Source organism: Amycolatopsis sp. NPDC049691 (genome assembly GCF_040675005.1).
GTDB lineage: Bacteria > Actinomycetota > Actinomycetes > Mycobacteriales > Pseudonocardiaceae > Amycolatopsis.
The window spans coordinates 273,597-299,768 of sequence record NZ_JBFANX010000005.1; the positions used below are offsets into that span (position 1 = coordinate 273,597).

The following is a 26,172-nucleotide window of genomic DNA, read 5'->3' on the forward strand; positions in this document are numbered from 1 at the left end:
GCGCTAAGCGACGTCGCTTATGCGGTCCTTATGGCCCTCCTGCGCAGACTGGACCGGTGCGCGTGCTGGTGGTGGAGGACGAGCGGCTGCTGGCCGACTCGGTCGCGGAGGGGCTGCGGCGGTTTTCGATGGCCGTCGACGTCTGCTACGACGGCGAGCAGGCCCTGGAACGCGTCGGCGTGCACGGCTACGACGTCGTGGTCCTCGACCGCGACCTGCCGAAGGTGCACGGTGACGCCGTCTGCGCCGCGGTCGTCCGGGCGGGCGGCGAGGCGCGCGTGCTGATGCTGACCGCGGCCGCCGACGTCACCGACCGGGTCGCCGGCCTCGGCCTCGGCGCCGACGACTACCTGACGAAGCCGTTCGCGTTCGCCGAGCTGGTCGCGCGGGTGCAGGCGCTCTCGCGGCGCACGCGACCGGCGTTGCCGCCGGTGCTGGAGCGCGACGGCGTCGTGCTCGACCTGCCGCGGCACCAGGCCGCCCGTGACGGCCGGTTCCTGTTGCTCTCGCCGAAGGAGTTCGCCGTGCTGGAGGTGCTCATGCGGGCCGAGGGCGCGGTGGTCAGCGCCGAGGAGCTGCTGGAGAAGGCGTGGGACGAGCACGCCGACCCGTTCACGAACGCGGTGCGCGTCGCGGTCATGACGTTGCGGCGCAAGCTCGGCGACCCGCCGGTGATCGAGACCGTGCCCGGCGCCGGCTACCGGTTCGGCACGCCGTGACCGCGCTGTCGGTCCGGACGAAGCTGACGGCCTGGTACGGCGGGCTGTTCCTGCTCGCCGGGCTGGTCCTGGTGGTCATCAACTACCTGCTGGTGCAGAGCACCCTGCCGGACCCGGCCCGGGTCGCCTCGACGACGATCGGCTCGGCCGACGCGCTCTACGGCGTCCAGGCCGACACGGTCGTGGGTTCCCCGGGCGTGGCGGTCCGGCTGCTCAGCGGGTCGCTCGACGAGTACCGCTCCTCGACGCTGTCCACCCTGGTCGTCGGCTCGGCGATCGCACTGGTCGCGACGGCGGCGCTGGCCGTCCTGTTCGGCTGGCTGATGGCGGGCCGCGCGCTGCGCCCCCTGCACGACATCACGTCCGCGGCGCGACGCCTGGAAGCGGGCAAGCTCGACCGGCGGATCAACCTGGAGGGCCCGCCCGACGAGCTGAAGGAGCTGGCGGACACGTTCGACGGCATGCTCGACCGGCTCGCGGAGTCGTTCGACAGCCAGAAGCGGTTCGTCGCGAACGCGTCCCACGAGCTGCGGACGCCGCTGGCCGTCCAGCGGACGCTGGTCGAGGTGGCGATGGCCGACCCGGAAGCGGCGCCGGAGCTGCGCAAGCTCGGCACGCACCTGCTGCACACGAACGAGCGCAGCGAACGGATGATCGAGGGCCTGCTGGTGCTGGCCCGCAGCGACCGCGGCCTGCAGGCGCGGTCCCCGGTGCGGCTCGACGAAGTGGTGGCGGCGGTCGTCCGCGCGACCGCGGCGTCGGCGGAGGCGGCCGGGGTGACGGTGGAGACCCGCCTGCGGCCGCGCGTGGTGGCGGGCGACCCGGTGCTGCTCGAGCGGCTGGTGACGAACCTGGTGGTCAACGCCATCACGTACAACGCCTCGGGCGGCTGGGTCTACGTCGAGGTCCGCGGCGATCCGGCGCTGGAGGTGCGGAACTCGGGGCCGGTGGTCCCGCCCGAGGCCGTGCCGACGCTGTTCGAGCCGTTCCGCCGGGTGGGCTCGGAGCGGACCGGGGACACGCGCAACGCGGGGCTCGGGCTGTCGATCGTGCGCTCGGTGGCGTCGGCGCACGGCGGGTACGCCGAGGCCCAGCCCGGGCGGCGCGGCGGGCTCACCGTGACGGTCCGCCTGCCGCCGTCTTGATCCACTCGAACGTGACTGACCGTGTGCGGCGTGTCACGCGGCGGGCGCCGACCTGCGTCGTCGATGATGCGGGAGTCGCTAAGTGAACAGTGGGCAGTTCGTCGCGGACTCGGCGCGCCTCGCACGTCAAGCCGACGCGCCGTTCTAACGTGGGCACCCACAACGGTGAAGAAGATCGGGGAGGCGAGAACAATGCGGGCGCTGCGAGTGGTCGGGCTGCACGAGGACGGCAAGTCCATCGTGCTCGAAGACCCGGCGAGCCGTACTCGCTTCCTGCTCCCTGCCGATGAGCGACTGCGCGCGGCGGCGCGAGGTGACATCACCCGCCTCGGCCAGATCGAAATCGAGTTGGAGAGCCAGATGCGGCCACGCGAGATCCAGGCGCGAATCCGCGCCGGCGAGTCAGTCGAGCAGGTCGCGAGCAGCGCGGGCGTGTCGGTCCAGCGCGTCGAACGCTTCGCCTACCCCGTGCTCCTCGAGCGTTCGCGCACCGCGGAGCTGGCGCAGAGCGCCCACCCGGTCCGCGAAGACGGCCCGGACGTGCAGACGCTCGGCGAGGTCGTCGCGTACGGCTTCGGCGTCCGCGGGCACGACTACTCGCAGGCCACCTGGGACTCGTGGAAGGGCGACGACGGCCGCTGGGTCGTCGTGCTGCAGTGGAAGGCCGGCCGGTCGGACAACCGCGCGCACTGGGCGTTCTCGCCGGGGGCGCACGGCGGCACGGTCGTGGCGCTCGACGAGAACGCCGAGGTCCTGCTCGACCCGAACGCCTACCGCGCACCCCGCACGGTCCGCGCCCTCGACCCGGCCCGCGACGCGGAGTTCCAGCCGACGCTGGACTCGGTGGAGCCGGAACGAGCCGAGCTGCCCGCCGCCGAGCCGGACCCGGACGACGACACCCGCGAGATCCCCCGCGTCCCGGCGGATCCCGAAGAGGACCACGCCGACCAGCCGCGGCCGAAGGCGAAGAAGAACCACCCGATCGTGCCGTCCTGGGAGGACGTGCTGCTCGGGGTCCGCTCGCAGCGCGGTTAACCGACCCGCGCGGCGAGCGTCTTCGGCGCGACCTGCCGGTAGGCCTCCCGCACGATCCGGTCGACCTCGGCCCAGTCGACGTCGACGTCCAGCCGAACGCCCAGCCACCCGCGGTGCCCGACGTAGGCCGGCCGGAAGAACCGCTCGGGCTCGGTCCGGACGAGTTCTTCCTGCACCCCGGGCGGCGCCGGGCACCAGAAGGCGAGCCGGCCGTCGCCGTGGTGGTCGTCGTGGAACATGACGAAGGTCTTCTTGCCGCGCACGAACCAGGCCGGCGAGCCGTGGCTGAGGCGCTCGGTCGCTTCGGGCAGGGCGAGGCACAACTTCCGCAACGCGTCCAGCTGGCGCATGGGAGCAGGTTAACCGCCCGGCACCGCTAGAAGGCGATCACCAGCACGCCGATCCAGGCGATCACCACGCCGCCCGCCGCGCCGTACGCGGCCCAGCGCAGGATCGGCGTGCGGCGGATCAGCCACAGCGACGGCGTGATCCCGGCCGTCACGACGACCGACGCCACCAGCGCCAGCCAGCCGCTGGTCTCGCGCGCGAGGGTCGTCGCCAGCGCCAGCATCGCCACCACGACCACGGCCGCGATGAACGCCGACACCGTCAGCCCGGTCAGCCACGGCGTCGGTTCCCCGGGCGGGCCGGGCGGGCCGAGCACGGTCTGGACGAACTTCCGGCCGGGCGTGCTGTCGCGCGGGGGCGGCTCGACGACCGTGTCGGCGCCCGTCACCGGGTCCACGAACCGCACGGTCGTGCCCATCACGGAGGCGAGCCGGCCGGCCAGCTGGCGGCCGCGCTGCGAAACGACCGAGCCCGCTTCGGCCCCGGAGCCCGCCGCGACCGCGGACGCCACGCGCGCCCACTCGTGCAGGGCCTGCGCCAGATCGGCGCCGATCGCGAGCTTGTGCGGGTCGACCTCGCGCGCCTGTTCCCCGCCCGGTCCGGCCAGCACGGCGCGCTCACCGCGGATCCGCAGCTCCATGACCGGAACCTTAGTCGGCCCGCGCCAGTTCGTAGAAGGCCACGGCCGCGGCCGTCGCGATGTTGAGTGAGTCGACTCCGGCCGGCATGGGTATCCGGACGGCGTGATCAGCCGCCGCCAGCGCCGTTTCCGTCAGCCCGGGACCTTCGGCGCCGAACAGCAGGGCCACCCGGCCGGGCGCGTGCGCCCGCAGCTCCCGCAGCGGGATCGAGCCCGGCCGCGGGGTGAACGCGGCGACGGCGAACCCGCGCGCCCGCAGGTCGTCGAGCCCGCCGGGCCAGTCCGCGAGGTGCCCGAACGGCACGCGCAGGACGTGGCCCATCGACACGCGCACGCTGCGCCGGTACAGCGGGTCGGAGCAGCCGGGGCCGAGCAGGACCCCGCCGACGCCGAGCGCGGCCGCGTTGCGGAACAGCGCGCCGAGGTTTTCGTGGTCGCCGACGCCTTCGAGCACGGCGATCGTGCCGGTGCCGTCGACGACTTCGGAAACCGTCAGCGGCTTCGGCCGGTCCGCGACGGCGAGGATCCCGCGGTTGAGGTGGAAGCCGACGATCTCCGCCATCGTCTCCGCGGAAGCCGTGTACTGCGGCACGTCGAGCCCGGCGAGGTCGTCCGCCAGTTCCGCGAACCGCCGTTCGACGCCCAGCAGCGCCCGTACCGGGTACCGGGACGCCAGCAGCCGGGACACCACGACAGTGCCCTCGGCGATGACGAGTCCCTTGCCGCCCGGGCGGTCCGGACGGCGGTCCGCTGTGGACAGGTCGCGGAAATCATCGACGCGCGGGTCGTCGAATCCGTCGATGTGGATCACAGCCATCCGCCCAGTCTGTCACCCGCTTGCCAGGCGCCTCACTGGTCCGAACGTCGAAGCGAGAATGGTACGAACGGCGGTATTTTGCTGTCGGTTAACTCGTCGTGACGGAGAGCACCAGTTTGGCCGCTAGCCCGGGTGCATCGCCTGTGTAACGGTTGTCCGCCAGGGCCGGAAACACGTCCTAGTTCCACGCCGACGAAAAGCAGGGATGGTCATGGGGATGGACCTCGCGGCTCAACCGAACACGCTGGACCGCGGGAGGTACCGCCGCAAGGTGCAGCGCTGTCTCGACACGTTGGCCCGCATGCTCACCGACGGCAGCTTTTCGTTCCCCCGCAAGAACATCGGCCTCGAGGTGGAGCTCAACCTCGTCGACCGCGAGCTGCGCCCGTCGATGACGAACACCGCCGTGCTGGAAGCGCTGGACGACCCGTCGTTCACCACCGAGCTGGGCCAGCACAACATCGAGCTGAACGTGCCGCCGCGCCCGCTCGCCGGGGATTCCGCCCTCCAGCTCGAAGACGACCTCCGCGCGTACCTCACGACGGCGGCCTCGAAGGCCCGCGACACCGGTTCGCAGCTGGCGATGATCGGCATCCTGCCGACGTTGAAGCACGACCACTTCGACCAGAAGTGGCTGACCAACAAGGCCCGCTACACGACGCTGAACGACCAGATCTTCGCCGCGCGCGGCGAACGCACGGTACTGGCGATGGAAGGCGCGGCACTGCCCGGCCAGCAGCCCGAACGCCTGCGCAGCTACGCGGAGTCGATCCTCCCGGAAGCCGCGTGCACCAGCGTGCAGCTGCACCTGCAGGTCGCGCCCGAGGAGTTCGCGGCGCACTGGAACGCGGCGCAGTGCCTGGCCGGGCCGCAGATCGCGCTCGCGACGAACTCGCCGTTCCTGCTGGGGAAGGCGCTCTGGCACGAGACGCGCATCCCGCTGTTCCTGCAGGCGACCGACACCCGGCCCGAGGAGCTGAAGAACCAGGGCGTGCGCCCGCGCGTGTGGTTCGGCGAGCGCTGGATCACGTCGATCTTCGACCTGTTCGAGGAGAACGTCCGCTACTTCCCCGGCCTGCTCCCGGAAACCGACGCCGAAGACCCGATCGAGGCGCTCGACGCGGGACAGGCACCGAAGCTCACCGAGCTGCGCATGCACAACGGGACGATCTGGCGCTGGAACCGCCCGGTGTACGACGTCGTCGACGGCCTGCCGCACCTGCGCGTGGAGAACCGGGTGCTGCCGGCCGGGCCGACGGTCGTCGACACGGTCGCGAACGCGGCGTTCTTCTACGGCGCCCAGCGCGCGCTCGCCGAGGCGGAACGCCCGGTGTGGAGCCAGATGTCCTTCCAGGCGGCGGAGGAGAACCTCTACGCCGGCGCGCGCCGAGGGTTCGATGCGCAGCTGTACTGGCCGGGCATCGGCTGGATCCCGCCGGACGAGCTGGCGCTGCGCGTGCTGCTCCCGCTCGCCCACGAGGGCCTGCGCCGCTCCGACGTTTCCGACGAAGCCCGCGAGCGCTACCTCGGGATCGTCGAGCGGCGGTGCCTGGCGCGGCGGACGGGCGCGACCTGGCAGCGCGACTACGTCCTGCGCGCGCAGGAACGCGGGCTCGATCGGGAAGAGGCGCTGTCCCGGATGCTGGGCCGCTATCTGGAGCTTTCGGAGTCCGGCGAGCCCGTGCACACCTGGCAGCTCGGTGATTGACCGCTAGCCTGGGCCGATGCCGAAGATTCTCGGTGAGTCGCTGGAGGCGCACCGCCGCGAAGTCCGCACGCGGGTCTTCGAAGTCCTGCGCGCCCAGCTGTACGAACGCGGCTTCGACGCGATCACGCTCGCCGGCGTCGCCTCGGCGGCCGGCGTGGGCCGGACGGCGCTGTACAACCACTTCCCCGACAAGGAAAGCCTGCTCGTCGCCTTCGTCGAGGACGAGGCGGCCCGGTACGTCACCCGGCTGACCGAAGCCGTCGAAGCGCAGGCCGACCCGGTCGACCAGCTCGCGACGTTCGTCCGGCTGCAGCTGCGCGTGCTGGCCGAGTTCCACATGCCGCCGGGCACGGCGCTCGCGTCGGCGCTGGCGCCCGCGGCCTACCGCCGGATCAGCGCGCACGCCGACCCGATCACCGACCGGCTGCGCGCGATCCTGGCCGGCGGCGTCGACCTCGGGCGCTGGCCCGCCGAGGACCCGGACGTCCTGATCCCGATGATCACCGCGGCGCTGGGCAACCGGACGCTCGTCGACGGGCCGTCCGACCAGCTGGAAGACATCGTCGAAGCCGCCGTCCGGTTCGTGCTGCGGGCGGTCGGCGCGTCGATTTAGGGTAGCCTAACCTGGAAATATGCCCTACGATCTTTCTGACAGCGTGTCAGATCGATCGCCGGGAGGCCTGCCCATGTCGGTGACCACGGACGCTCGCCCGTTCTCGGCGACCCTGCGCGCATCGACGCTCGAGGTCCACGAAAAGGCGAACTACTCCACGTACATGCGCGCCCTGCTCGGCGGCGAGCTGACGCAGGAGGGCTACGCCCGGCTGGCGATCCAGTACTACTTCGTCTACGGCGCCATCGAAGCGGCGAGCGACCGGATGGCGGGCGACCCGGTCGGCGGCGGGTTCGTCTTCGACGAGCTGCGCCGGCTGCCGAACCTGGAGCGCGATCTGGCCCACCTGGTCGGCCCGGACTGGCGCTCGACGATCACGCCCCTCGCCTCCACGCAGGCTTACGTTTCGCGGATCGAGGCCGCGTCGTCGTGGGCGGGCGGGTACGTGGCGCACCACTACACGCGCTACCTGGGCGACATCGCGGGCGGCCAGGCCATCCGGCGGCTGCTGGAGAAGAAGTACGACGTCGCCGAGGCGGGCACGCTCTTCTACCACTTCGACGGGATCGGCAGCGCCCCGCGGTTCCGCGACCAGTACCGCGCGAAGCTGGACAACGCGCCGTGGGACGAGGCCGAACGCGCACGGGTGATCGACGAGACACTGGTGGCGTTCGAGTGCAACGTCGCGGTCTTCGACGAGCTGGCTTCGCGGCTCGACGAGTTCCGTGCCTGATCTCACAGCCCGTTGACCTCCAGTTAGGTCCAGGTTGCAGGCTCGGTTTCGGGTGGCTGACCCTCGGGTACGCCACTCACGGACCGCCGTCCCACGTTGTGATGGCCACATGCCCCCGCTCGCCGCGGAGTGGCGTGTGCTACTAGGTTCGGTACCGGAAACTTGTGTCGAAGACAGAAGGAGGGCCAATGGCCCGCTACGAGCTGCCCGATCTCGACTACGACTACGGCGCCCTCGCGCCGCACATCTCCGGCGAGATCAACGAGCTGCACCACAGCAAGCACCACGCGACCTACGTCAAGGGCGCGAACGACACGCTCGACAAGCTCGAAGCCGCCCGCGAAGCGAACGACTTCGGCTCGATCGTCGGCCTGGAGACCACGCTGGCCTTCAACCTGGCCGGCCACGCCAACCACGTCGTGTGGTGGAAGATCCTGTCGCCGGAAGGTGGCGACAAGCCGACCGGCGAGCTGGCCGCGGCGATCGACGAGGCGTTCGGCTCCTTCGACAAGTTCAAGGCGCAGTTCACCGCCGTCTCGACCACGATCCAGGGCAACGGCTGGGGCGCGCTCTCCTGGGACCCGATCGGCAAGACGCTGATCACCCAGCAGCTGCGCGACCACCACAACAACCTGATCCTGCCGACCGTGCCGATCCTGCTGGTCGATGTCTGGGAGCACGCGTTCTACCTGGACTACAAGAACGTGAAGCCGGACTACGTCAAGGCCCTGTGGAACATCTTCAACTGGGCCGAGATCTCCAAGCGGTTCGACAACGCCGTCGCCGGCGGCAACGGCCTGCTGCTCGGCTGAGTCCTACGGCAAACGGGGTCCTCCTGCACGGGAGGGCCCCGTTTTTTCGTCGTCGGCTGAATTGGCTTGACCTCGAGTGCGGTCGAGGTGTTTGAGTGGTCCCCATGGACGTCGACGCGTATCTGGACCGCCTCGGCGTCGCGTGGCCGGCGGCGCCCGACCTCGCGACGCTTCGCCACCTGCAGGAACGCCACCTGGCCGCGGTGCCGTTCGAGAACCTGAGCGTCCACCTCGGCGAACCGGTCGAGCTGACCGAAGACGCCCTGTTCGGCAAGATCGTGCGCCGCCGCCGGGGCGGGTTCTGCTACGAGCTCAACGGCCTGTTCGCGGCCCTGCTGCGCGCGTTGGGGTACGACGCGGCGCTGCACGCGGCCCAGGTATTCCGCCCGGACGGCACGCTCGGCCCGCCGCTGGACCACGCGGCGATCGTCGTTTCCCTGGACGGGGAAGACTGGCTGGCCGACGTCGGCTTCGGCCGCTTCTCCCGCCACCCGCTGCGACTGTCCGCCGTGGACGCGCAGCCCGATCCCGACGGCGAGTTCCTCGTGCTGGACGCGCCCCACGGCGACGTCGACATCCTGCAGGACGGCAAGCCGCAGTACCGGCTGGAGCGCCGTCCGCGACCGCTGTCGGACTTCGTCCCGATGGCGTGGTGGCAGGCGACTTCCCCGGCGTCCCACTTCACGAAGTCGCTGACGTGTTCGCGCCCGACGTCCCAGGGCCGCGTGACGCTCTCGGGCGATCGGCTGATCGAGACCGTCGACGGCGTCCGGCACGAGGTCGTCCTGTCGACCGAGGCGGCGATCCGGACGGCGTACCGCGTCTACTTCGGCCTGACGCTGACCCGGCTGCCCACGCCACCGGGTGAGAGTCCCTTGACGAGCGGCGAGCTCAGCCCGACACTGCCGTGAAGTGAACGGAGCCCCGGCCTGGGGTTCCCAGGGCCGGGGCTCCGTCCGTTCCCGAACTGACTGCCGCTCCCACCACGAAGCGGACGTGTATGAGGTTAGCCTAACCTCATCTCCCCCGGCAAGAGGCCTCGCGAGGAGACGCCGATCTCACTCGTCCGAGTGACAGCGGGATGCCGGATCGCCGTTTTTTGTCGGTGCGTGCCGATACGGTTACGCCGTGAACACGAGGGGGATGAAGAAGGACCGCACCGTGCTGATCGCCGTCTCGCTGACGGTGGTCTTCATGCTGGCGGCCGGGCTGGCCTGGTGGTCGGCCCACGACTCACCGGCCGAACCACCGAGGGCGCTGCCGTCCGCGTGGCCGTCGGCGAACGCCGAGGCGATCCGGCCGGTCCCGATGCCGACCGGGGAGATGGCCGCGGCACTGCCGTTCGGCACCCGGGGCCAGGTGCTCTGCAACGCCGTCCCGGAGGACACGTGGCGCAAGGTGCTCGGCGGCCCGGTCCTGCGCGAGGTGTCGGGCGCCGGCGACTGCCACGTGATCACCGCCGATCTGGAGGTCACGGCGGGCACGTACGACCGGCCGTCGCTCGGCGGCTTCGAACCGGCCGTGGTCACGGTGGCCGGCCACCCGGGAACACTGACGAAGAGCACCGGCACCGATGCCGTGCTGACCGTCCGGCTCTCGGACACGGCCGAGCAGTGGGCCGCCCCCGAGCTGCAGCTCCGGGTCGCGAACCAGGTGGGCGTCCGCGCCGAGCGGGACTTCCGGGGGATGGCGGAAGAGCTCGGCACCGCGATGGTCGGCGCGATCACCACCCCGGGGCCGTCGCTCCCGAACCAGGAGGAGCAGGCACACCCGCCCGAGATGACCCCGATCGCCGGCACCGGCGTCGCCGACTCCGCCTACCCCCTGATCATGCGGCAGCTCTGCACCCAGCTGGCCAAGGCGCTGGGCCTCGCCCCCGAGGCCGTCGAGCCCGACTGGCCCGGCACGTGCAAGCACAAGGCGGGCGGAGCCGAGGTCGAACTCTCGTACAACCCCACCAGCCTCACCCAGTCCTTCGGCGACCGCTTCGCGGGCCGTCCGGCGGACGTGAGCGAACCGGGCGGGGTCATCGAAGTCCAGCTCGTCGACGGTTCCCCGCAGACCCTCGTCCTCCGGGTGTCCGACCTCGACCGAACCCTGCCGGGCATCCGCGAGCTGGCCGAGAAGGTGGTGCCGCCGCTACTTGGCCGCTAGACCTTCGCCCGCTTGAGCACCCGCAGCCCGAACCCGCGCTGAACCGGCCACGAAACCCCACCTCGCCGGATCAGCACCACCGCGCACACGACCGCGGCCAGAGCCGAAACCGCCCCGCCGATGTAGAAGGGAGACCGCCCGCCGAACGCCTGCGCCATCCACCCCACCATCGGGCCGCCGATCGGGTTGCCGCCGATGAGCACCAGCACGTACAGCCCCATCACGCGGCCGCGCATCTCGGGGCTGACCGACGTCTGCACCAGCGCGTTCGCCGTGTTGAGGAACGTCATCGTGGCGAAGCCGAGCGGGATCAGGCCGAGGCCGAACGTCAGGTACGTCGGCATGAACGCCGTGATCAGCTCGAACACGCCCAGGAAGAACGCGGACACCAGCATCAGCCGCACCCGCGGCCTGCCCTTCGTCCCGCGGCGGGCGGACATGATCGCGCCGGTGAACGTGCCGACCGCGACCAGCGTCGACAGCAACCCGTAGCCGTCGGCGGCGGTGTGGAACACGTTCGCCGCGACGATCGGGAGGGAGGAGAAGTACGTGATGCCGAACGTGCTGACGAACAGCACGAGCACCATCACCGTCATCAGGTCCGAGCGACGGCGGACGTAGCGCAGGCCCTCGGCGAGCTGGCCCTTCTCGCGCGGCACGGCCGCGACGCGGAAGAGCTTGTCCGGGTTCATCAGGACCAGCCCGATGATCACCGCGACCGTGCTCAGGGCGTTCGCGATGAACAGCCAGCCGGTGCCGATCCACGTGATCGCGAACCCGGCGATCGCCGGCCCGACGATCCGCGCCATGTTGAAGATCGACGAGTTGAGCGCGACGGCGTTGGCGACCTGGTCGCGGCCCACCATCTCGGCGACGAACGACTGCCGCGTCGGCACTTCGAGCGCCGCCGTCACGCCGAGGGTGAAGCACAGGACGTAGACCTGCCACAGCGCCACGAGCCCGGTGATGTCGAGCACGCCGAGGACGACGGCCTGCGCACACGCCGCGACCTGGATCCAGGTGAGCAGCCGCCGCTTGTCGACGCGGTCGGCGAGGACGCCGGCCCACAGCGAGAGGAACAGCGTCGGCGCGAACTGCAGCGCGACGGCGATGCCGAGGGCGATCGGGTTGTTGCCGCTGAGGGTGAACACCAGCCAGTCCTGGGCGATGCGCTGCATCCAGGTGCCGATGTTCGAGATGACCTGGCCGGTGAAGAACAGCCGGTAGTTGCGGACGCGCAGCGAGGCGAACATGCTGCGGCGCGGTTTCGGCTGGGACGGCGGTGAAGCGGACGGCGGTGAAGCCGTTTCCCGGGTAGCAGTGGTCTGGATCGAACGCTTCGTTTCGCTACCCGTGGCCGTCACCGTGGTTAGTTCCCCGCCATCCTGTCGATGATTTCGGCGGCTTTGGAGAGCACTTCACGCTCTTCGTCGCCGAGTTCCGCCAATTGCCGGTCCAGCCACGCCTCCCGCACGGAGATGGCCTTCCGGACGTAGGCCAGCCCGCTCTCGGACAGCTCGACGATGGCTTGCCTGCCATCGGTCGGGTGGGGGCGCCGCTCGACGAAACGCATCTCCTCGAGCGCGGCGATCACCCTCGTCATCGAGGGCGGCTGGACGCCTTCCTTCGCGGCGAGCTGACCCGGGGTCAGCGCACCGCACTTGTGCAGGGTGGACAGCGCGGCGACCTGCGTCAGCGTGAGGTCGTCCCCGACGCGCTGTGCCCGCAGCCGGCGGTTGAGCCGGACCACCGCGAGACGCAGACGGCTCGCCAAGGAGCGTTCGTGCGTGTCGCCGGACATATAGTTAGCATACCTTACGAAACTTCGGGCGAACGGGTGATCTCCACCGCAACCCCCGCGAAGCCCAGGCGTCCTCATCTCGGAGAAACCTGGGGGTTCGATGAACAAGAAGCTGGTGGGCTCGATCGTGGTCGGCGCGGCCGTCGTGGCGATCGTGGCGGCGCAGTTCCTGAGCAGCGGTGACGACGCACCGGCGGCCGCACCCCCGCCGACGACCACCGCGCCCGCCGTCCAAGTCGCGCACCAGGAGGTCTACCGCTTCCCCGACGCGGCCGACGGGCGCGGCTGGAACTTCGCGATCCCGGTGCCGGACTGGCCGTCGAACCACGCCGGCGACCGCGCCACCTACCTCGACTCGGCCAGCGGCGTGGTCCTGGAGACCGACCGCGTGCCGCTCGACCAGGAGGACCCGGTGAGCGGCCTGCGGGCGCTGGCCAAGACGAACCACGACCCCGGCTACCGGCTGACCTCGATCGCCGAACACGAGCCGGTCGCGTCGAACGACGCCGGGCAGTGGGACTTCACCTACCAGAAGCAGGGCGCCACCCGGCAGGTCCGGGAGATCGGCGTCGGGACCGGCGACGTCCTGATCACCATCCGCTACGACGCCCCGCAGCCCGTCTTCGAGGCGAACCTGCCCGTCCTCACCCGGGCCCTCCAGGTCCAGGCCGCCGGCTGACTACTTGAACGCCGCCTGCAGCGGTCCGACCGCGAAGTAGGCGACGAAGGCCAATGCGATCACCCACATGAGCGGGTGAACCTGGCGGGCCTTGCCGGTGGCCGCGCGGATCACGACGTAGCTGACGAAGCCGGCGCCGATGCCGTTCGCGATCGAGTACGTGAACGGCATGACGACGATGGTCAGGAACGCCGGGAGCGCGATCGAGTAGTCGGTGAAGTCGATGTCGCGGACCTGCGACATCAGCATCGCGCCGACCACGACCAGCGCCGGCGCGGCCGCCTCGACCGGCACCACCTGGTAGAGCGGCGTCAGGAACATCGCGGCGATGAACAGCACGCCGGTGACGACGTTGGCCAGGCCGGTCCGCGCGCCCTCGGCGATGCCGGACGCCGACTCGACGAACACCGTGTTCGAGCTGGCCGAGCCGAAGCCGCCGGCCGCGCCCGCGAGGCCCTCGACGAACAGCGCCTTGCCGACGTTGGGCAGCTGGCCGTCAGCCGGCAGCAGATCGGCTTCCTTCGCGAGGCCGGTCATGGTGCCCATCGCGTCGAAGAAGTCGGCCAGGACCAGCGTGAACACCAGCAGGCAGACGGTGATGATCGGCAGCCGGGTCCAGGCGCCGAACGAGACGTCGCCCACCAGCGAGAGGTTCGGCAGGCCGACGACCTGGTCCGGCAGCGCCGGGTAGCCGAGGTTCCAGCCCTTGGGGTTCGTGCCCTGCGACGGCCCGGCCTTGACGATCGCCTCGACGACGATGGCCAGCACGGTCGACGCCAGCACGCCGATCAGGATCGCGCCCTTGACCTTGCGCACGACCAGGATGCCGGTGACCAGCAGGCCGACGACGAACACCGCGGTCGGCCAGGAGGCGATGGAGCCGTTGATGCCGAGTCCCACGGGGACGGTCGTGTGCGCGGCGTCCGGCAGCCGGCGCACGAACCCGGCGTCGACCAGGCCGATCAGGCAGATGAACACGCCGATGCCGACGGCGATCGCCGACTTCAGCGCGGCCGGCACAGCCCGGAACACCGCGGTCCGGAAACCGGTGAGCACCAGCAGGACGATGATCACGCCCTCGATGACGACCAGGCCCATCGCCTCCGGCCAGGTCATCTGCGGGGCGATGGTGACCGCGACCAGGCTGTTGATGCCGAGTCCCGTCGCGATGGCGAACGGGTAGTTCGCGACCAGGCCCATGAGGATGGTCATCACGCCGGCGACGAGCGCCGTCACCGCGGCGACCTGCGGCACGGGCAGGATGCCACCGAGGAGGTCCTTGTGCGCACCCGCGTCGTCGGCGGAGAAACTGCCGATGATCAGCGGGTTCAGCACCACGATGTAGGCCATCGTGACGAAGGTGACCAAGCCGCCGCGCAGCTCGCGCGGGACGGTCGAGCCCCGTTCGGTGATCTTGAAGAACCGGTCCAGTGTGGACGTCCCGGTGCGGGTCGTCTCCTGCTCCGCCATTCGCCTGCCCATTCTCTCGCTGCTGCGGAGTACCCTGCACCTCGTGAGTGAACCGATCAATCCACCGGAGGTTACGGGCTCGTTGCGGCACACGCCGGAGCTGCCCAAGAAGCTGACCGACCTGACGCCGGTGGTGATCGTAGGCACCTCGATCTGGGCTGTCGCGCTGGTGGTGCTCTTCTTCACGACTTCGGGGCTGTGGGTGCAGACCGCGCTGTCCGGGTTCGCGCTCGGCTTCGTCGGCATGGGGATCATCGCCTGGCAGCGCGCCGCCGCCCGCCGGGGCTCGAAGTCGGCCCAGCGGCTCTAAGCCAGCAGGGTCCTCGGCGAAGGGTCGTCGAGCAACGCCGTGATGAGGTGCCGGTCGGGCCAGCGGTCGGCCGCCCAGGCGAAGGCGCGGGCCAATCCCTCGGACGTGTCGGCCGCGTGGAGCCGGCCGTCGGACCACCACTGGACGTCGTGCTCGGCGCCCCGGATCCGCACGGTGAGCGGGTCGTGCACCAGGACGCCGCCCTCGGGCAGCCGGACGCCGAGCTGATCGGCGACGAGCTTCAGCGCGGGCAGCTCGGTCCAGGGCGCGTACTCGCCTTCGCTGACGACCTCGGCCGGCGCGCCGCTGGCGAGCGGTTCGTCGAGCAGGTGGGAAAGCCGGTCGGGATCGGCGGGCGCCACCACGTACTCGCTGGGCTCCAGCGCACCGGCCACCCACGGGACGTCGAGGATCAGCGCGCCCCCGACGACCGAGCCGTCCGCCGCCCGCAGCCCGCCCGGCTCGTAGACCTCGAAGCCGGATTCGACGACCGCGTCGTACGCGCGCGCCGCGAGGCCGGGGGTGATCCGCCGTTCGGGGTCGGCGAGGCGGTGCAGGACGTCCTGCGCCTCGTCCACAGTAGACAGGGTCAGCCCGGTTCGCACCCCGGCCGTTTCGAGCAGGTCCTCGCTGAGCCCGAGGTCGGGAACCTCGTCGTAGAGCCCGGCCAGATCGGCGTCCGGCAACCGCCATTCGTTCGGCGCGAGCCCGCCGAGCACGGCGTACTGCGCGATCCACCAGCGTGCGTGGCCATGTGGCGTGCGCAGGGCGTGCCAGGTCTCGGGCCGCGCGGCGAGCAGCCGGAGCGCGGCGGGCCAGGCGTCATCACCGACGAGATCGAGATCCCGGATGGCGACGAGCGTCGACGGCGGTTCCGGCAGCGAGTCCCACCAGGCTTCCTCGTCGGGCAGGTCGTGATCGGGTTCGTGCGGTTCGTCGTCGACGACGAGCGCGAACGAGTCGAGCACGCCGGCGGCCTTGAGCGTGTCGGCCGGCCAGTCTTCGGCGAAGTCCTCGTCGAGGACGTCGAGCGCGCCGTCCTCCTCGAAGACTTCTTCGTCGAAGACGTCCAGCAGCGGCGAATCCGGGAGCACCAGCTCGTCGGCGCGTCGCCAGGTATCGGTGCCGGGCAGGGCGAGGGCCCCGACCCAGCGCGGGGCATCGTCCCCGCAGTCGGCGACCAGCCGGAGGACGGCACCGGCGAGCGTCGTACCGTCCAATCCGGACCGGACGTCTTCGATACTGCGTTCGACGGCATCGCGCAGCTGGTCGGCGTTGAGCAGCTCACGGGCATCGGCGTGCTTGGCGCCCAACCGTTCCAGCAGCGGGTGCGACGCGGCGGGGTGCACCAGCCGCAGCCCCGGAATGTCCACATCGGACAACAGTTCGAGCAGCTCGGCCGAGCCCTCGACGAGCAGGCACCCGCGCGCGCCCGGCAGCGTCCGGCCGTCGGACAACGGGACCGGCAGGCCGTCCAGCCGTTCAGCCGCGACGGCGTGCGACTCGACAGCCCGGGCGAGTGCCGCGTAGACGTCGTGCCACCAGGCCGGTTCCCGGGAGGTGCCGGTAAGCGTTTCCAGCACTGCTTCGACGCTGATCACTTGCACGGCAACGGCTTTGAGCACACTGGCGGGCGCGGCGCTTTTGATGAGGCCGGGAACGACGTCGGCGATCAGCTCGGGCAGTCCTTCGACGTCGACGTCGAGGACTTTCGCTTGCCTCCCAGCGACGTCACGACCGTCCTGAGTGGACAACCACGGCTCAGCACTGAGACTGGCGATCACTTCGTCGCGCAGCTGTGCATCCACAGTGGACTTCGGAAAGCCGGGCGCGGGAACGAGCGCGAACCGTTGTTCCGCCGGCAGCAGACGCACCAATCGCACGTACTCGGCAGCGGCGCTCTTCAGAGACTGGGTCAGTTCAGCCCCGGGAAGCGCCCGGCGACGCGAGGGTTCGACGGGTACGGGAGCGAGGAGCCGCGCGGGGAGCGAAAGCCCGTCGTCGGTCGGAGTGGGCGCGTGGAGAACGTCTTCTTCGAGAGGTTGCGGAAGACCTTGCTCGTCAACCGGAACGGCCCACACGACGTCACCACGATGGGTCAGCCACCGGGTTTCGATTCCAGGGCCGCGGATCACGACGACATCGTCCTGGTCCTGGCGAGTCCAAACGCGACCGTCCACATCGGCTTCGGCCAGCCACGGCAGGGCAAGGAGGAGATCACCGATGTCTCCGGCGAGCTGGTCGAGCAGGGCCCGCCCGTCGACGTCATCCCGGAGCGGAAGGCGAACCTCGGTGTCAAAGCCGTCAGGAACGTCGGCGGCGATGGGCCAGGGCAGCCGGAGAACGGGAACATCCCCGTCGATCCCGGCGGCTTCCCGGGTCAGCTCGGCGGAGAAGCGGACCCCACCACTGGTCGAGACGACGCTGGGAGCATCGGAAACGGTGCGAACAGCGGCGAAGCCAACCCCGAAGCGGCCGACGGTGTCCCCGGTCTTCCCGGAGGCCCGCAGCGAGGCAAGGGAGGCAACACCCCGAGCGTCCAGGGGCGCACCGGTGTTGGCGAACCGAAGTTCCCGGTCCACAAGGGACACCCGGATCTTCCCGGGCGTCCCGTGCGCCATGGCGGCATCGGCGGCGTTCTGGGCAAGCTCGACGAAGAGCCGATCCCGATAGGCACCAACGCGCAGATCCCGTTCGACGTTGGTGTCCTCGATGAGCCGGGTGGGCGAGTCCCGCCAGGAGCGCAGGGTGGACTCGCGGAGCCGCGCGGTGCCGAAGGGATCGGCCCCGGAGGCGTCAGAGATCCCGCTGCTCACGAGCGGCTTCATCGGGGGTGTCGATCCGGGCCTGAGCTTCATCAGCGGAGCCAGAGTCAGCGGCAACCGTTTCACCGGTTTCGGTGACGACGGTGTCGGTGAGAGCGGCGGCAGGAAGCTCATCAACGGACTCGGCGCCCGGCTCAACAGCAGCGGACTCGCCCGAAGCAGAATCACCCTGCATCGACGCCGGTTCAGCGGCTTCGGCCACGGTCCCCTCAGCCGGGGTCGGCTCAGCCGCAGCAACCTCAGCCTGCGCCGACTCGCCCGCCGCAGCATCGCCCTGAGCCGCAACCAGTTCACCGGCTTCCGCCGCGGTCACCTCAGCCGGGGTCTCTTCAGCCGCCTCAGCCTGAGCCGGCGCGGCAACCTCGGCTGCGTGCGGCTCGGCCACATCCACCTGGCCAGGCTCGGCCGCCGCGGGCTCGGCAACCGCATCGGTCACCTCGGCCTGTGTGGGCTCCGCCTCGGCCGGCTCGGGAACCTCAGTCTCAACTGAAGCCGCCTCCGGCTCGGCAACCGCCTCAGCCTGAGCCGGCCCGGCAACCTCGGCTGCGTGCGGCTCGGCATCCGCATCGGCTGCGCCAGCGGGCTCGACCTCTGTCACCACTGCCTGCGGCTCGGCAACCGCATCGGTCACCTCAGCCTGGGGCGGCTCGGCGGCAGCCGCGGCAACATCGCTCGGCGCCGGCGCCGGCTCGCCAGCTTCCGGCTCAGCCACCGCGGGCTCGGTGACCGCATCGGTCACCTCGGCTTGCGTGGGCTCCGCCTCGGCCGGCTCGGGAACCTCAGTCTCAACTGAAGCCGCTTCCGGCTGGGTAACCGCATCGGCCTGAGTCGGCGCGGCATCCTCGGCTGCCGGCGACTCTGCCGCGGGCTCCGTCACCACTGCTTGTGGCTCGGGAGCCGCCACGGGCTCGGCGGACTCCGCTTCCTCCGCAGGCGCAACCGCATCCGTCTGCGTCGCGATCGGCTCGGCAGCCGCGGACTCGGAGGACTCGACTGTCCCCACCGGAGCAACCACATCGCTCGGCGCCAACTCGGCGGCCTCAGCCTCGGCAGCCACCCCAGCGGGCCGCTCGGCCTCGACCGGCTCCGCTGGCGCCAACTCGGCGACCCCGGCCTCGACCGGCTCCGCCTGCGCCGGCTCGGCGACCACGGCCTCGACCGGCTCGGCCTCGGCCGCGACCTCCGGCTCCACCTCCGCCGGCGACACGTCCGCCTCGGTAACCGCCGTCTCCGGCTCGGCCACCGGGGTCTCCGCCACCTCCGACGGCGCCGGCGTGAAATCCAGCAACGAATCGTCGTAGACCAGCTCTGCCACCGGAACCGAGGAGGTCACCTCGACCTCTACCTCCGAGTGCGCTCCGCACCCGTACTCCACGTCCACCACGTGGCCGTCCGCCGGGGCGATGTCGTTGCTGCACACCCCGAACACCCCGCGCAACGAGCCCGCCAGCGGCACGAAGAACCCGCACGTCCCGCACACGTCCGGCGCGCTGCGGGCCATGTCCGAGCGGGGGCCGAACTCTCCGGAGTGCCAACGTGCCGCCGCCTCCGTGCGGCCGAACCGGGACAACACGTGCACCCGGCCCAGGCCCGCTTCGTGCGCGACCTCCTCCACCGCCGGGTCGTCCGACTGCAGGTACGCCGGGGCCAGGCGGGGGTCGTTCTCGTCCGTCGGGAAGATGTCGCCGACTCCGAGGTCGCCCGCGCGCACCCGGCGCTCCCACGGCACCCACGGCGGGGCGATCAACGCCGACGGGCCCGGCACCAGGACGACCTCGCTGACCGTCACCGGCTCGTCGTCGCCCGCCAGGGCCACCGTCACCGACCAGCGCCAACCCCGATACCCCGGGACCTGGGCCTCGAACAGGTGACTTGCCGTGACCGCGTCCTCACGGGTGACACCCACGTGGGTGCCGATCTGCTCCTCGGGCGTTTCTTCGAGCACCGCCGCGCGCGCGAACTCCACCGCATCGGCGAGCTTGCGCTGCACGGAACCGTCGTCGAGGGTCAGCAGCAGCGTCATGCGGCCAATTGTGCCGCACGCCTCCCCGGCGCCCGTGCCAGGCTGTTCATCGTGCGCACGCCGATCGTCACCACCCTGCTGGCAGCCGCCGCGCTCAGCGGCTGTGCCGCCGCCCCCGCCCAGGACGCCGCCCCGGAACAGCTCACCGTCCAGGTCGTCTCGACCCTGCCGCACGACCCCGCCGCCTTCACCGAAGGCCTCGAGTTCGCCGGCGACGTCCTCTACGAGAGCACCGGCCTCGCCGGGCAGTCGACGCTCACCGCCGGCCCGGCCGGCGGCCCGCCCGCCACGACGGCCACCCTCCCCGCGCCCCTCTTCGGCGAAGGCGTCACCGTCCTCGGCCCGACGCTCTGGCAGCTCACCTGGCAGGACGGCTTCGCCATCGAACGCGACGCCAAAACCCTCGCCGAGCTGCGCCGCGTCAAGTACGACGGCGAGGGCTGGGGCCTCTGCCACCAAGCCGATGGACGGCTAGTGATGAGCAACGGCTCGTCCCGGCTGACCTTCCGCGATCCGAAGACCTTCGCCGTCACCGGGAGCGTCGACGTCGGCCACGACCAGCTCAACGAGCTCGAATGCGTCGGCGGCGACGTCTACGCAAACGTTTGGCACACCGACACCGTCCTGCGGATCGACGCCGCCACCGGGCACGTCACGGCGACGATCGACGCGGGCCGGCTGCGCGCCCAGGTGAACACCACCGACGCCGAAGCCGTGCTCAACGGCATAGCGGCCGTCCCGGGCACGGACGAATATCTGCTCACGGGGAAGCAGTGGCCGGTCACGTTCCGGGTGAGGTTCGTCCCGAAGAACGCGTAAAGCACGGATGAGCAGGCGGAACCGGCCCCCGGTAAGGCAGGATTGAGACGTGGCACTCTTCGGCTCCCGCTCCGACGGCTCCGGCTCGCAGTCGCGCGGCCGGAAGTCGAAGCGACGCTGGACGCCGGAGCCGGGCGCCGGGCAGGCCAAGCCGTGGCGCGAGGCCGTCGCCCCGCAGCCCACCCGCGTCGAGCACCGCACCGCGCCGCCGCCCACCCGCGCCGAACGGCCGCGCGGCGAGTACCACGACGCCCCTCCGCGCGCCCCTTACTACGACGCGAACGAGGCCCCGACCGCCGCCGCGCCGACCGGGCACCGGCCGCCGCCCCCGCCGCCACGCGGGGCGCGGCCGTACCCGCCGCACGACCCGAACCGCACCGACCGGATCCACCGCGAGCCGCCCGGCTTCTACCAGGGTGAGCGCCGTCCGGGCAGCGGTGAGTACGAGCACTACGACACCGGCGGCTACGCGGGCGAGCCGCGGCCGCCCGAGCCGGAGCCCCAGCCGCCGCGCGAAGAACCGCGGACGCCGGGCGGCACGCCGAAGCTGCCGAAGAAGATCACCGTCACGCGGGTCGCGGCGATGCGCAGCCGGCAGCTGACCGGCCAGGCCGTCGGCGCCTTCCAGCGCGCGACGAAGGCCGACGGCGCCGAGAAGTCCGGCCTGACCTCGCTGACCTACGCCGTGATGCTGAACTACGCCAGCGACGCGGCGATGGCGATCGCGCTGGCGAACACCCTTTTCTTCGCCGCGACCAGCGGGGAGAGCAAGGGCAAGGTCGCGCTCTACCTGCTCATCACGATCGCGCCGTTCGCGCTGGTCGCCCCGGTGATCGGACCGGCGCTCGACCGGGTGCAGCGCGGCAGGCGGCTGGCGATGTGCGCGTCCTCGGTCGGCCAGGGGCTGATGGCCGTCGTGATGGCGCTGCACTTCGACGACTGGCTGCTCTACCCGGCCGCGCTCGGGATGATGGTGCTGTCGAAGTCGTTCACCGTGCTCAAGGCCGCCGTGACGCCCCGGGTGCTGCCGTCGGAGATCACGCTGTCCAAGACCAACGCCCGGCTGACGACGTTCGGCCTGGTCGCCGCGGGCGCGTTCGGCGCGCTGGCCAGCGGCGTCAACGCGATCGCCGGCTCGGCGGGCGCGCTCTGGTTCACGGCGCTGATCTGCGTCGCCGCCGCCGTGCAGTCGATGCGGATCCCGGCCTGGGTGGAGGCCACCGAGGGCGAGGTCCCGACGTCGCTTTCGGCGCACCCGACCGAGAAGAAGCGCCGCCAGCCGATGGGGCGCCACATCGTCGTCGCGCTGTGGGGCAACGGCTCGGTGCGCGTCCTCACCGGCTTCCTCATGATGTTCGCCGCGTTCGCGGTCAAGGCCCAGACCGAGGGCAGCGGGCAGACGCCGTTCATGCAGCTGCTGCTGCTCGGCGTGATCGGCGCCGCGGCGGGCGCCGGCGGGTTCCTCGGCAACGCGCTGGGCTCACGCCTGCACTTCGGCAGTCCCGACCAGGTGATCGTCGGCTGCGTGGCGGGCTGCGTGCTCGCCGCGCTGGTCGCGACGATCCTGCCCGGCCTCGCCACGGCCGCGATCGTCGGTCTGGTCGGCGCGACGGCCAGCGCGCTGGCCAAGATCAGCCTCGACGCCGTCATCCAGGAGGACCTGCCCGAGGAGTCGCGCGCGTCGGCGTTCGGCCGCTCGGAAACCGTGCTGCAGCTGGCGTGGTGCCTCGGTGGCGCGGTCGGGCTGCTGCTGCCGCCGACGTACTGGATCGGCTTCCTGGTGATCACGATCGTGCTGGCCGTGGGCCTCACGCAGACGTACCTGGTGCGCCGCGGCGGTTCGCTCGTACCCGGCCTCGGCGGCGACCGGCCGCTGCGCCCGGAGCCGACCGGCAGCTTCCCGGCCCAGGGCCTGCCCAGGGACCCCGCACCACGCCGGTAGGCTCCGCAGCATGCGACGTTCCCGGGTGGTGGCCCTGCTTGCGGCCGGTGGGTTCGCGGTGGCCGGCTGCTCGGCACCCGGCCCGGCCGAGGTCACGTTCTACGCCGACGGCCACACCATCAACACCACGCCGGTGCTCTCGTGCGACTACTCCCGGCAGCTCGCGCAGCCGTGCAGCGCCAAGGGCGACACGCGCACGCTGAAGGTCCGCCCGGGCAAGCCCGTGCAGATCTCCGTGCCCGGTGAGGTCGCCGAAGCGCCGTGGCAGATCGTCTACGAGTACGTCACCCCGCAGGGCGAGTACAAGCAGAGCGACCCGATCCCGTTCACGTCGCTGGACCGCTACGCCTACACCGTGACGCCGCCGACGCCCGCCGACCGCATTTCCGCGGTGGACGTGCAGAAGTACACGGCCGTGCTCAACTCGAGCACCGGCGAGTCGGGCCTGCTGCCCAGCGACGTCTGGGGTCTCCGGCTGGAGGCGTAGGGATCGCTCTTTAGGGATCGAGGTCCCTGGCCACCGCGCGCATGATCTCGGCGATCTGCTTGGTGTGCTTGCGGTCCGGGTAGCGGTTGCGCCGCAGGTCCGGCTGCACCTTCAGCTCGAGGAGCTTGATCATGTCCTCGATCAGGCCGTGCAGCTCCTCCGCGGGGCGACGGCGCGCCTCGGCGACGGACGGCGGCGGGTCGAGCAGCCGGACGGAGAGCGCCTGCGGCCCGCGGCGGCCGTCGGCGACGCCGAACTCGAGCCGCTGCCCGGCTTTGAGCCCCTCGACGCCCTGCGGCAGCGCGGCCTTGCGAATGTAGACGTCGGCGCCACCGTCCTGCGTGACGAACCCGAACCCCTTCTCCGCGTCGTACCACTTGACCTTGCCGGTCGGCACTTCCCTCACCAATCCTTCTGCTGTCCCGCTCACGACGAACGCGCCCGGGGGCGTACCCAGGGCGCGCTGGGTAAAGGGTATCTCGCCACATGCCCTGGGGAGAAGTCGATACCGCCGGATACCCTCTGCGTCATGAGTAAGGCGTCTAAGGAGGCCGCCGTGGCCGCCACCGGCAAACCGTTCCTGATGCGCGTCGGCATCGGCTTGTTCGGCCTGGGCATGCTCGCCGTGCTGACGGTCTTCATCATGTTCGCCGCCGGCCTGGAGAACCTGCCGATCTGGCTGTCCGTCGCCGCCGGTGTCGTCACGCCGCTGGGCCTCCTGCTGGGCCTGATCGCGCTGGTCCGCGAGGCACGCGCCAAGAACTAAGGCACGGCCGCGAACGTCTTCTCGAACCACTCCGGGAACTCCGTCAGCGAGTCGAACACCACCTCCGCTCCTTCGCTCAGCAGGAGCGTGCGGTCGCACGGACCCGTCGTGACGCCGACCGCGATCGCGCCGGCGGCCAGCGCGCCCCGGATGTCGCCGGCGTGATCTCCGACATACACCTTCGCGTCGTGCGCGAGGAGCGCCTCGGCCTTCTGCGTCGACCACAGCTCGCCGACGACTTCGTCGACGTCCAAGCCGAGCGCGTCGACGTGCAGCTGCGCGTTGGGCCCGTACTTCCCGGTGACGACCAGCGTGCGCCCGCCCGCGGCCCGCACCGCCCGGAGCGACTCGACCGCGCCCGGCAGCGCGACGGTGCTCGGCACGACCACTTCCGGGTACATCGCGCGGAACCGGTCGACGAGCCCCGGGATGCGCTCCTCCGGCGCTTCGAAGCCGCGCAGGATGTCGTCGAGCGGCGGGCCGAGGTTGGCCGCGAACGCGTCGCCGTCCAGCGGCAGGCCGGATTCGGCGCCGAGCGCGTTCATCGCCGCGGCCATGCCCGGCCGCGCGTCGATCAGTGTCATGTCGAGGTCGAACCCCACCGTGATGCCCACGCTCCACACGGTACTGGCGACCACCGACAGTTTTACACCTCAGCTGATCATGTACAGCGTCTTGACAGTGGAGCCATCTGTGTCAAGGTGAGGGTGTGACCAGCTTCACTGACCGGACGAAGGCGTCCCTGCGGGAAGCACTCCTCGACGCCGCGGCCGACCTGCTGCCGGACCGCGGGCACGCGGGCCTGCGGATGGCCGACGTCGCGGCGAAAGCCGGGGTGAGCAGGCAGACCGTCTACAACGAGTTCGGCAACAAGGCGGCGCTGACCCAGGCGGTGGCGCTGCGCACCGCGGCGGAGTTCCTCGACGGGATCCGGCAGCGGTTCGAAACGGCGGACGGGCTGCTCGCGGGCATCCACCACGCCGTCGTCTACACGATCGAGCACGCGCGGGAGAACCGCCTGGTCGCGGCGGCGCTCGGCACCGAAGCGGGCGAGGACCTGCTGCCGCTGCTCACCAGCCGCGGCGAGCCGATCCTCACCGCGGCCGCGGACCTCGCCGCCGAGCAGTACCGCGAATTCGAACCGGGGCTCTCGGCCGAAGCCGCCGCCCTGCTCGCGGAGACCGTCGTGCGGCTTTCGCTGTCGCACCTGGTGCTCCCGACGCACTCGGCGGCGGAGGCGGCCGACGCCGTCACCGCCGTCCTCGAACCCGCCATCCGCCAATTCGTCCACAATGGAGTGACACGATGACCGACACGCTGTCCGAGCTGCGGACCGGCTTCTCCTCGCTGCGCAAGGGCGGGCTGAACTGGGACTCGTTCCCGCTGCGCCTGTTCGTCAAGGGCAACAAGAAGTTCTGGAACCCGGCCGACATCGACTTCAGCCGCGAGCGCGAAGGCTGGGACACGCTCAACGACGAGCAGAAGCGCAGCACGACGTACCTGGTGGCGCAGTTCATCGCCGGCGAAGAGGCCGTCACGGAGGACATCCAGCCGTTCATGCGGGCGATGTCGGCGACCGGCCGCTTCGGCGACGAGATGTACCTGACGCAGTTCTGCTTCGAGGAGGCCAAGCACACGGAAGTGTTCCGCCGCTGGATGGACGCGGTGGGGCTGACCGAGGACCTCCACCCGTTCGTGGCGGAGAACCCGCACTACCGCAAGCTGTTCTACGAGGAACTACCGCAGTCGCTGCGGGCGCTGGAGGACGATCCCAGCCCGCTCAACCAGATCCGCGCCAGCGTGACGTACAACCACGTGATCGAGGGCAGCCTCGCGCTGACCGGCTACTACTCGTGGCAGCTGATCTGCACCCAGCACGACATCCTGCCGGGCATGCAGGAACTGGTCCGCCGCATCGGCGACGACGAGCGCCGCCACATGGCGTGGGGCACGTTCACGTGCCGCCGGCACGTGGCCGCGGACGACTCGCTGTGGGACGCGGTCCAGCAGCGGATGGGCGAGCTGCTGCCGCACGCGCTGAACATGATCCAGTGGGTGCAGGACCAGTTCGAGGAGCTGCCGTTCGACAACGACCCGCAGGAGATCGTCCAGTACGCGGCCGACCGCGCGCAGCGCCGCCTGGGCGCGATCGAGTCGGCGCGCGGGATGCCGGTGGAGCAGATCGACCTGGACTACTCGCCGGAGCACCTGGAGGAAACGTTCGGCGAGGAGGACGCGAAGGCCATCGCCGAGGCGGCCGCGGCGGCTTCCTGAAGGGTGGTGGGGGGCCCACGCGCAGGGTGCCCCCCACCTCTACCCAAAACCC

The 26,172-nt window shown here is 71.1% G+C and carries 28 protein-coding genes; 18 read left to right on the top strand and 10 right to left on the bottom strand.

The window, feature by feature from the left end:
* The first annotated feature begins 56 nt into the window (after nt 1-56).
* The 3 genes from AB0J40_RS13905 to sepH all read left to right on the top strand — a co-directional run bounded on the left by AB0J40_RS13905 (nt 57) and on the right by sepH (nt 2,899).
* Nucleotides 57-719 (top strand): response regulator transcription factor, encoded by a 663-nt coding sequence (locus AB0J40_RS13905; RefSeq protein ID WP_072476072.1) that lies wholly within the window; start codon nt 57-59, stop codon nt 717-719.
* The gene (locus tag AB0J40_RS13910; protein WP_364452015.1) at nt 716-1,864 is read left to right on the top strand and encodes an ATP-binding protein; all 1,149 of its coding nucleotides are present in this window, start codon (nt 716-718) and stop codon (nt 1,862-1,864) included. The genes AB0J40_RS13905 and AB0J40_RS13910 overlap by 4 nt, the downstream gene beginning before the upstream one ends.
* 192 nt (nt 1,865-2,056) lie before the next feature.
* Entirely contained in the window at nt 2,057-2,899 is an 843-nt protein-coding gene (gene sepH / locus AB0J40_RS13915) for a septation protein SepH (protein WP_364452016.1), read from the top strand.
* Here sepH and AB0J40_RS13920 read toward each other — a convergent pair.
* The 3 genes from AB0J40_RS13920 to AB0J40_RS13930 are packed head-to-tail and all read right to left on the bottom strand — an operon-like array spanning nt 2,896 to nt 4,704.
* Nucleotides 2,896-3,249 (bottom strand): MmcQ/YjbR family DNA-binding protein, encoded by a 354-nt coding sequence (locus AB0J40_RS13920; RefSeq protein ID WP_364452019.1) that lies wholly within the window; start codon nt 3,247-3,249, stop codon nt 2,896-2,898. The two genes, sepH and AB0J40_RS13920, sit on opposite strands and share 4 nt — an antisense overlap.
* A gap of 26 nt (nt 3,250-3,275) precedes the next feature.
* Nucleotides 3,276-3,887 carry a DUF2537 domain-containing protein gene (locus AB0J40_RS13925; RefSeq protein WP_364452022.1) on the bottom strand — a complete coding sequence of 204 codons (612 nt, stop codon included), beginning with the start codon at nt 3,885-3,887 and terminating at the stop codon, nt 3,276-3,278.
* A 10-nt stretch (nt 3,888-3,897) separates the two neighbouring features.
* Entirely contained in the window at nt 3,898-4,704 is an 807-nt protein-coding gene (locus tag AB0J40_RS13930; RefSeq protein ID WP_364452025.1) for an RNA methyltransferase, read from the bottom strand.
* A gap of 211 nt (nt 4,705-4,915) precedes the next feature.
* Between AB0J40_RS13930 and AB0J40_RS13935 the strand changes: the two genes are divergently transcribed.
* The 6 genes from AB0J40_RS13935 to AB0J40_RS13960 all read left to right on the top strand — a co-directional run bounded on the left by AB0J40_RS13935 (nt 4,916) and on the right by AB0J40_RS13960 (nt 10,724).
* Nucleotides 4,916-6,412 (top strand): glutamate--cysteine ligase, encoded by a 1,497-nt coding sequence (locus tag AB0J40_RS13935; protein WP_364452027.1) that lies wholly within the window; start codon nt 4,916-4,918, stop codon nt 6,410-6,412.
* 16 nt (nt 6,413-6,428) lie between these two features.
* Entirely contained in the window at nt 6,429-7,025 is a 597-nt protein-coding gene (locus tag AB0J40_RS13940; RefSeq protein WP_364452029.1) for a TetR/AcrR family transcriptional regulator, read from the top strand.
* 73 nt (nt 7,026-7,098) lie between these two features.
* Nucleotides 7,099-7,758 carry a biliverdin-producing heme oxygenase gene (locus AB0J40_RS13945; RefSeq protein WP_364452032.1) on the top strand — a complete coding sequence of 220 codons (660 nt, stop codon included), beginning with the start codon at nt 7,099-7,101 and terminating at the stop codon, nt 7,756-7,758.
* Nucleotides 7,759-7,946: 188 nt separating this feature from the next.
* On the top strand, nt 7,947-8,570 hold the full coding sequence (locus AB0J40_RS13950) for a superoxide dismutase (protein WP_003088226.1): 624 nt from the start codon (nt 7,947-7,949) through the stop codon (nt 8,568-8,570).
* Between the two features lie 104 nt (nt 8,571-8,674).
* Nucleotides 8,675-9,481: an arylamine N-acetyltransferase gene (locus AB0J40_RS13955; protein ID WP_364452034.1), complete on the top strand. Its 807-nt coding sequence runs from the start codon at nt 8,675-8,677 to the stop codon at nt 9,479-9,481.
* A 217-nt stretch (nt 9,482-9,698) separates the two neighbouring features.
* Nucleotides 9,699-10,724, top strand: a complete 1,026-nt coding sequence (locus tag AB0J40_RS13960) for a hypothetical protein (protein ID WP_364452036.1) — start codon at nt 9,699-9,701, stop codon at nt 10,722-10,724.
* On the opposite strand, the gene AB0J40_RS13965 is transcribed toward AB0J40_RS13960, so the two are convergent.
* Together AB0J40_RS13965 and AB0J40_RS13970 are read right to left on the bottom strand one after the other, a co-directional pair.
* Complete coding sequence (locus AB0J40_RS13965) at nt 10,721-11,977, bottom strand: MFS transporter (protein WP_364452039.1); 1,257 nt, start codon at nt 11,975-11,977, stop codon at nt 10,721-10,723. The two genes, AB0J40_RS13960 and AB0J40_RS13965, sit on opposite strands and share 4 nt — an antisense overlap.
* A gap of 116 nt (nt 11,978-12,093) precedes the next feature.
* Complete coding sequence (locus tag AB0J40_RS13970; protein WP_125307987.1) at nt 12,094-12,525, bottom strand: MarR family transcriptional regulator; 432 nt, start codon at nt 12,523-12,525, stop codon at nt 12,094-12,096.
* 100 nt (nt 12,526-12,625) lie between these two features.
* Here AB0J40_RS13970 and AB0J40_RS13975 point away from each other — a divergent pair, with 100 nt between their 5' ends.
* Nucleotides 12,626-13,204, top strand: a complete 579-nt coding sequence (locus tag AB0J40_RS13975) for a hypothetical protein (protein ID WP_364452041.1) — start codon at nt 12,626-12,628, stop codon at nt 13,202-13,204.
* Here AB0J40_RS13975 and AB0J40_RS13980 read toward each other — a convergent pair whose 3' ends face one another.
* A complete protein-coding gene (locus AB0J40_RS13980) occupies nt 13,205-14,674 on the bottom strand; it encodes an NCS2 family permease (RefSeq protein WP_364452576.1) in 1,470 nt (489 codons plus the stop codon). It lies immediately after the preceding gene.
* 82 nt (nt 14,675-14,756) lie between these two features.
* On the opposite strand from AB0J40_RS13980, the gene AB0J40_RS13985 reads away from it, so the two are divergent.
* A complete protein-coding gene (locus AB0J40_RS13985; RefSeq protein ID WP_364452579.1) occupies nt 14,757-14,984 on the top strand; it encodes a DUF2530 domain-containing protein in 228 nt (75 codons plus the stop codon).
* On the opposite strand, the gene AB0J40_RS13990 is transcribed toward AB0J40_RS13985, so the two are convergent.
* Nucleotides 14,981-16,858 carry a hypothetical protein gene (locus AB0J40_RS13990; protein WP_364452044.1) on the bottom strand — a complete coding sequence of 626 codons (1,878 nt, stop codon included), beginning with the start codon at nt 16,856-16,858 and terminating at the stop codon, nt 14,981-14,983. The genes AB0J40_RS13985 and AB0J40_RS13990 overlap by 4 nt on opposite strands.
* A gap of 144 nt (nt 16,859-17,002) precedes the next feature.
* On the opposite strand from AB0J40_RS13990, the gene AB0J40_RS13995 reads away from it, so the two are divergent.
* Complete coding sequence (locus tag AB0J40_RS13995) at nt 17,003-17,887, top strand: hypothetical protein (protein WP_364452047.1); 885 nt, start codon at nt 17,003-17,005, stop codon at nt 17,885-17,887.
* Here AB0J40_RS13995 and AB0J40_RS14000 read toward each other — a convergent pair.
* Nucleotides 17,781-19,832 carry a DUF3027 domain-containing protein gene (locus AB0J40_RS14000; RefSeq protein ID WP_364452049.1) on the bottom strand — a complete coding sequence of 684 codons (2,052 nt, stop codon included), beginning with the start codon at nt 19,830-19,832 and terminating at the stop codon, nt 17,781-17,783. The genes AB0J40_RS13995 and AB0J40_RS14000 overlap by 107 nt on opposite strands.
* Nucleotides 19,833-19,883: 51 nt before the next feature.
* Between AB0J40_RS14000 and AB0J40_RS14005 the strand changes: the two genes are divergently transcribed.
* Genes AB0J40_RS14005 through AB0J40_RS14015 form a run of 3 tightly spaced genes read left to right on the top strand, consistent with a single transcriptional unit; the run spans nt 19,884 to nt 23,080 of the window.
* Nucleotides 19,884-20,651, top strand: coding sequence for a glutaminyl-peptide cyclotransferase (locus AB0J40_RS14005; RefSeq protein WP_364452051.1), 768 nt, complete (start codon nt 19,884-19,886; stop codon nt 20,649-20,651).
* A 49-nt stretch (nt 20,652-20,700) separates the two neighbouring features.
* Nucleotides 20,701-22,593 carry an MFS transporter gene (locus tag AB0J40_RS14010; protein ID WP_364452054.1) on the top strand — a complete coding sequence of 631 codons (1,893 nt, stop codon included), beginning with the start codon at nt 20,701-20,703 and terminating at the stop codon, nt 22,591-22,593.
* Nucleotides 22,594-22,603: 10 nt separating this feature from the next.
* Nucleotides 22,604-23,080, top strand: a complete 477-nt coding sequence (locus tag AB0J40_RS14015) for a DUF2771 family protein (RefSeq protein ID WP_364452056.1) — start codon at nt 22,604-22,606, stop codon at nt 23,078-23,080.
* A 10-nt stretch (nt 23,081-23,090) separates the two neighbouring features.
* Here the strand turns inward: AB0J40_RS14015 and AB0J40_RS14020 are convergent, their stop codons facing one another.
* Nucleotides 23,091-23,477 (bottom strand): cold-shock protein, encoded by a 387-nt coding sequence (locus AB0J40_RS14020; protein ID WP_007033367.1) that lies wholly within the window; start codon nt 23,475-23,477, stop codon nt 23,091-23,093.
* Nucleotides 23,478-23,609: 132 nt separating this feature from the next.
* Between AB0J40_RS14020 and AB0J40_RS14025 the strand changes: the two genes are divergently transcribed.
* Nucleotides 23,610-23,846 carry a hypothetical protein gene (locus tag AB0J40_RS14025; RefSeq protein ID WP_364452058.1) on the top strand — a complete coding sequence of 79 codons (237 nt, stop codon included), beginning with the start codon at nt 23,610-23,612 and terminating at the stop codon, nt 23,844-23,846.
* Here the strand turns inward: AB0J40_RS14025 and AB0J40_RS14030 are convergent.
* Entirely contained in the window at nt 23,843-24,460 is a 618-nt protein-coding gene (locus AB0J40_RS14030; protein WP_364452060.1) for an HAD family hydrolase, read from the bottom strand. The two genes, AB0J40_RS14025 and AB0J40_RS14030, sit on opposite strands and share 4 nt — an antisense overlap.
* Nucleotides 24,461-24,555: 95 nt before the next feature.
* Between AB0J40_RS14030 and AB0J40_RS14035 the strand changes: the two genes are divergently transcribed.
* Together AB0J40_RS14035 and AB0J40_RS14040 are read left to right on the top strand one after the other, a co-directional pair.
* Entirely contained in the window at nt 24,556-25,155 is a 600-nt protein-coding gene (locus AB0J40_RS14035) for a TetR family transcriptional regulator (protein WP_364452063.1), read from the top strand.
* Complete coding sequence (locus AB0J40_RS14040) at nt 25,152-26,120, top strand: R2-like ligand-binding oxidase (protein WP_364452065.1); 969 nt, start codon at nt 25,152-25,154, stop codon at nt 26,118-26,120. Before AB0J40_RS14035 ends, AB0J40_RS14040 begins: the two co-directional genes overlap by 4 nt.
* Nucleotides 26,121-26,172 lie beyond the last annotated feature (52 nt).

Coding starts and splice junctions, on each gene's coding strand:
- AB0J40_RS14000 (WP_364452049.1), bottom strand. CDS start 19,832: ATGACGCTGCTGCTGACCCTCGACGACGGTTCCGTGCAGCGCAAGCTC.
- AB0J40_RS13920 (WP_364452019.1), bottom strand. CDS start 3,249: ATGCGCCAGCTGGACGCGTTGCGGAAGTTGTGCCTCGCCCTGCCCGAA.
- AB0J40_RS13965 (WP_364452039.1), bottom strand. CDS start 11,977: ATGTTCGCCTCGCTGCGCGTCCGCAACTACCGGCTGTTCTTCACCGGC.
- AB0J40_RS13935 (WP_364452027.1), top strand. CDS start 4,916: ATGGGGATGGACCTCGCGGCTCAACCGAACACGCTGGACCGCGGGAGG.
- AB0J40_RS13925 (WP_364452022.1), bottom strand. CDS start 3,887: ATGGAGCTGCGGATCCGCGGTGAGCGCGCCGTGCTGGCCGGACCGGGC.
- AB0J40_RS13980 (WP_364452576.1), bottom strand. CDS start 14,674: ATGGCGGAGCAGGAGACGACCCGCACCGGGACGTCCACACTGGACCGG.
- AB0J40_RS13955 (WP_364452034.1), top strand. CDS start 8,675: ATGGACGTCGACGCGTATCTGGACCGCCTCGGCGTCGCGTGGCCGGCG.
- AB0J40_RS14025 (WP_364452058.1), top strand. CDS start 23,610: ATGAGTAAGGCGTCTAAGGAGGCCGCCGTGGCCGCCACCGGCAAACCG.
- sepH (WP_364452016.1), top strand. CDS start 2,057: ATGCGGGCGCTGCGAGTGGTCGGGCTGCACGAGGACGGCAAGTCCATC.
- AB0J40_RS14040 (WP_364452065.1), top strand. CDS start 25,152: ATGACCGACACGCTGTCCGAGCTGCGGACCGGCTTCTCCTCGCTGCGC.
- AB0J40_RS13930 (WP_364452025.1), bottom strand. CDS start 4,704: ATGGCTGTGATCCACATCGACGGATTCGACGACCCGCGCGTCGATGAT.
- AB0J40_RS13945 (WP_364452032.1), top strand. CDS start 7,099: ATGTCGGTGACCACGGACGCTCGCCCGTTCTCGGCGACCCTGCGCGCA.
- AB0J40_RS14015 (WP_364452056.1), top strand. CDS start 22,604: ATGCGACGTTCCCGGGTGGTGGCCCTGCTTGCGGCCGGTGGGTTCGCG.
- AB0J40_RS13975 (WP_364452041.1), top strand. CDS start 12,626: ATGAACAAGAAGCTGGTGGGCTCGATCGTGGTCGGCGCGGCCGTCGTG.
- AB0J40_RS13950 (WP_003088226.1), top strand. CDS start 7,947: ATGGCCCGCTACGAGCTGCCCGATCTCGACTACGACTACGGCGCCCTC.
- AB0J40_RS13940 (WP_364452029.1), top strand. CDS start 6,429: ATGCCGAAGATTCTCGGTGAGTCGCTGGAGGCGCACCGCCGCGAAGTC.
- AB0J40_RS13970 (WP_125307987.1), bottom strand. CDS start 12,525: ATGTCCGGCGACACGCACGAACGCTCCTTGGCGAGCCGTCTGCGTCTC.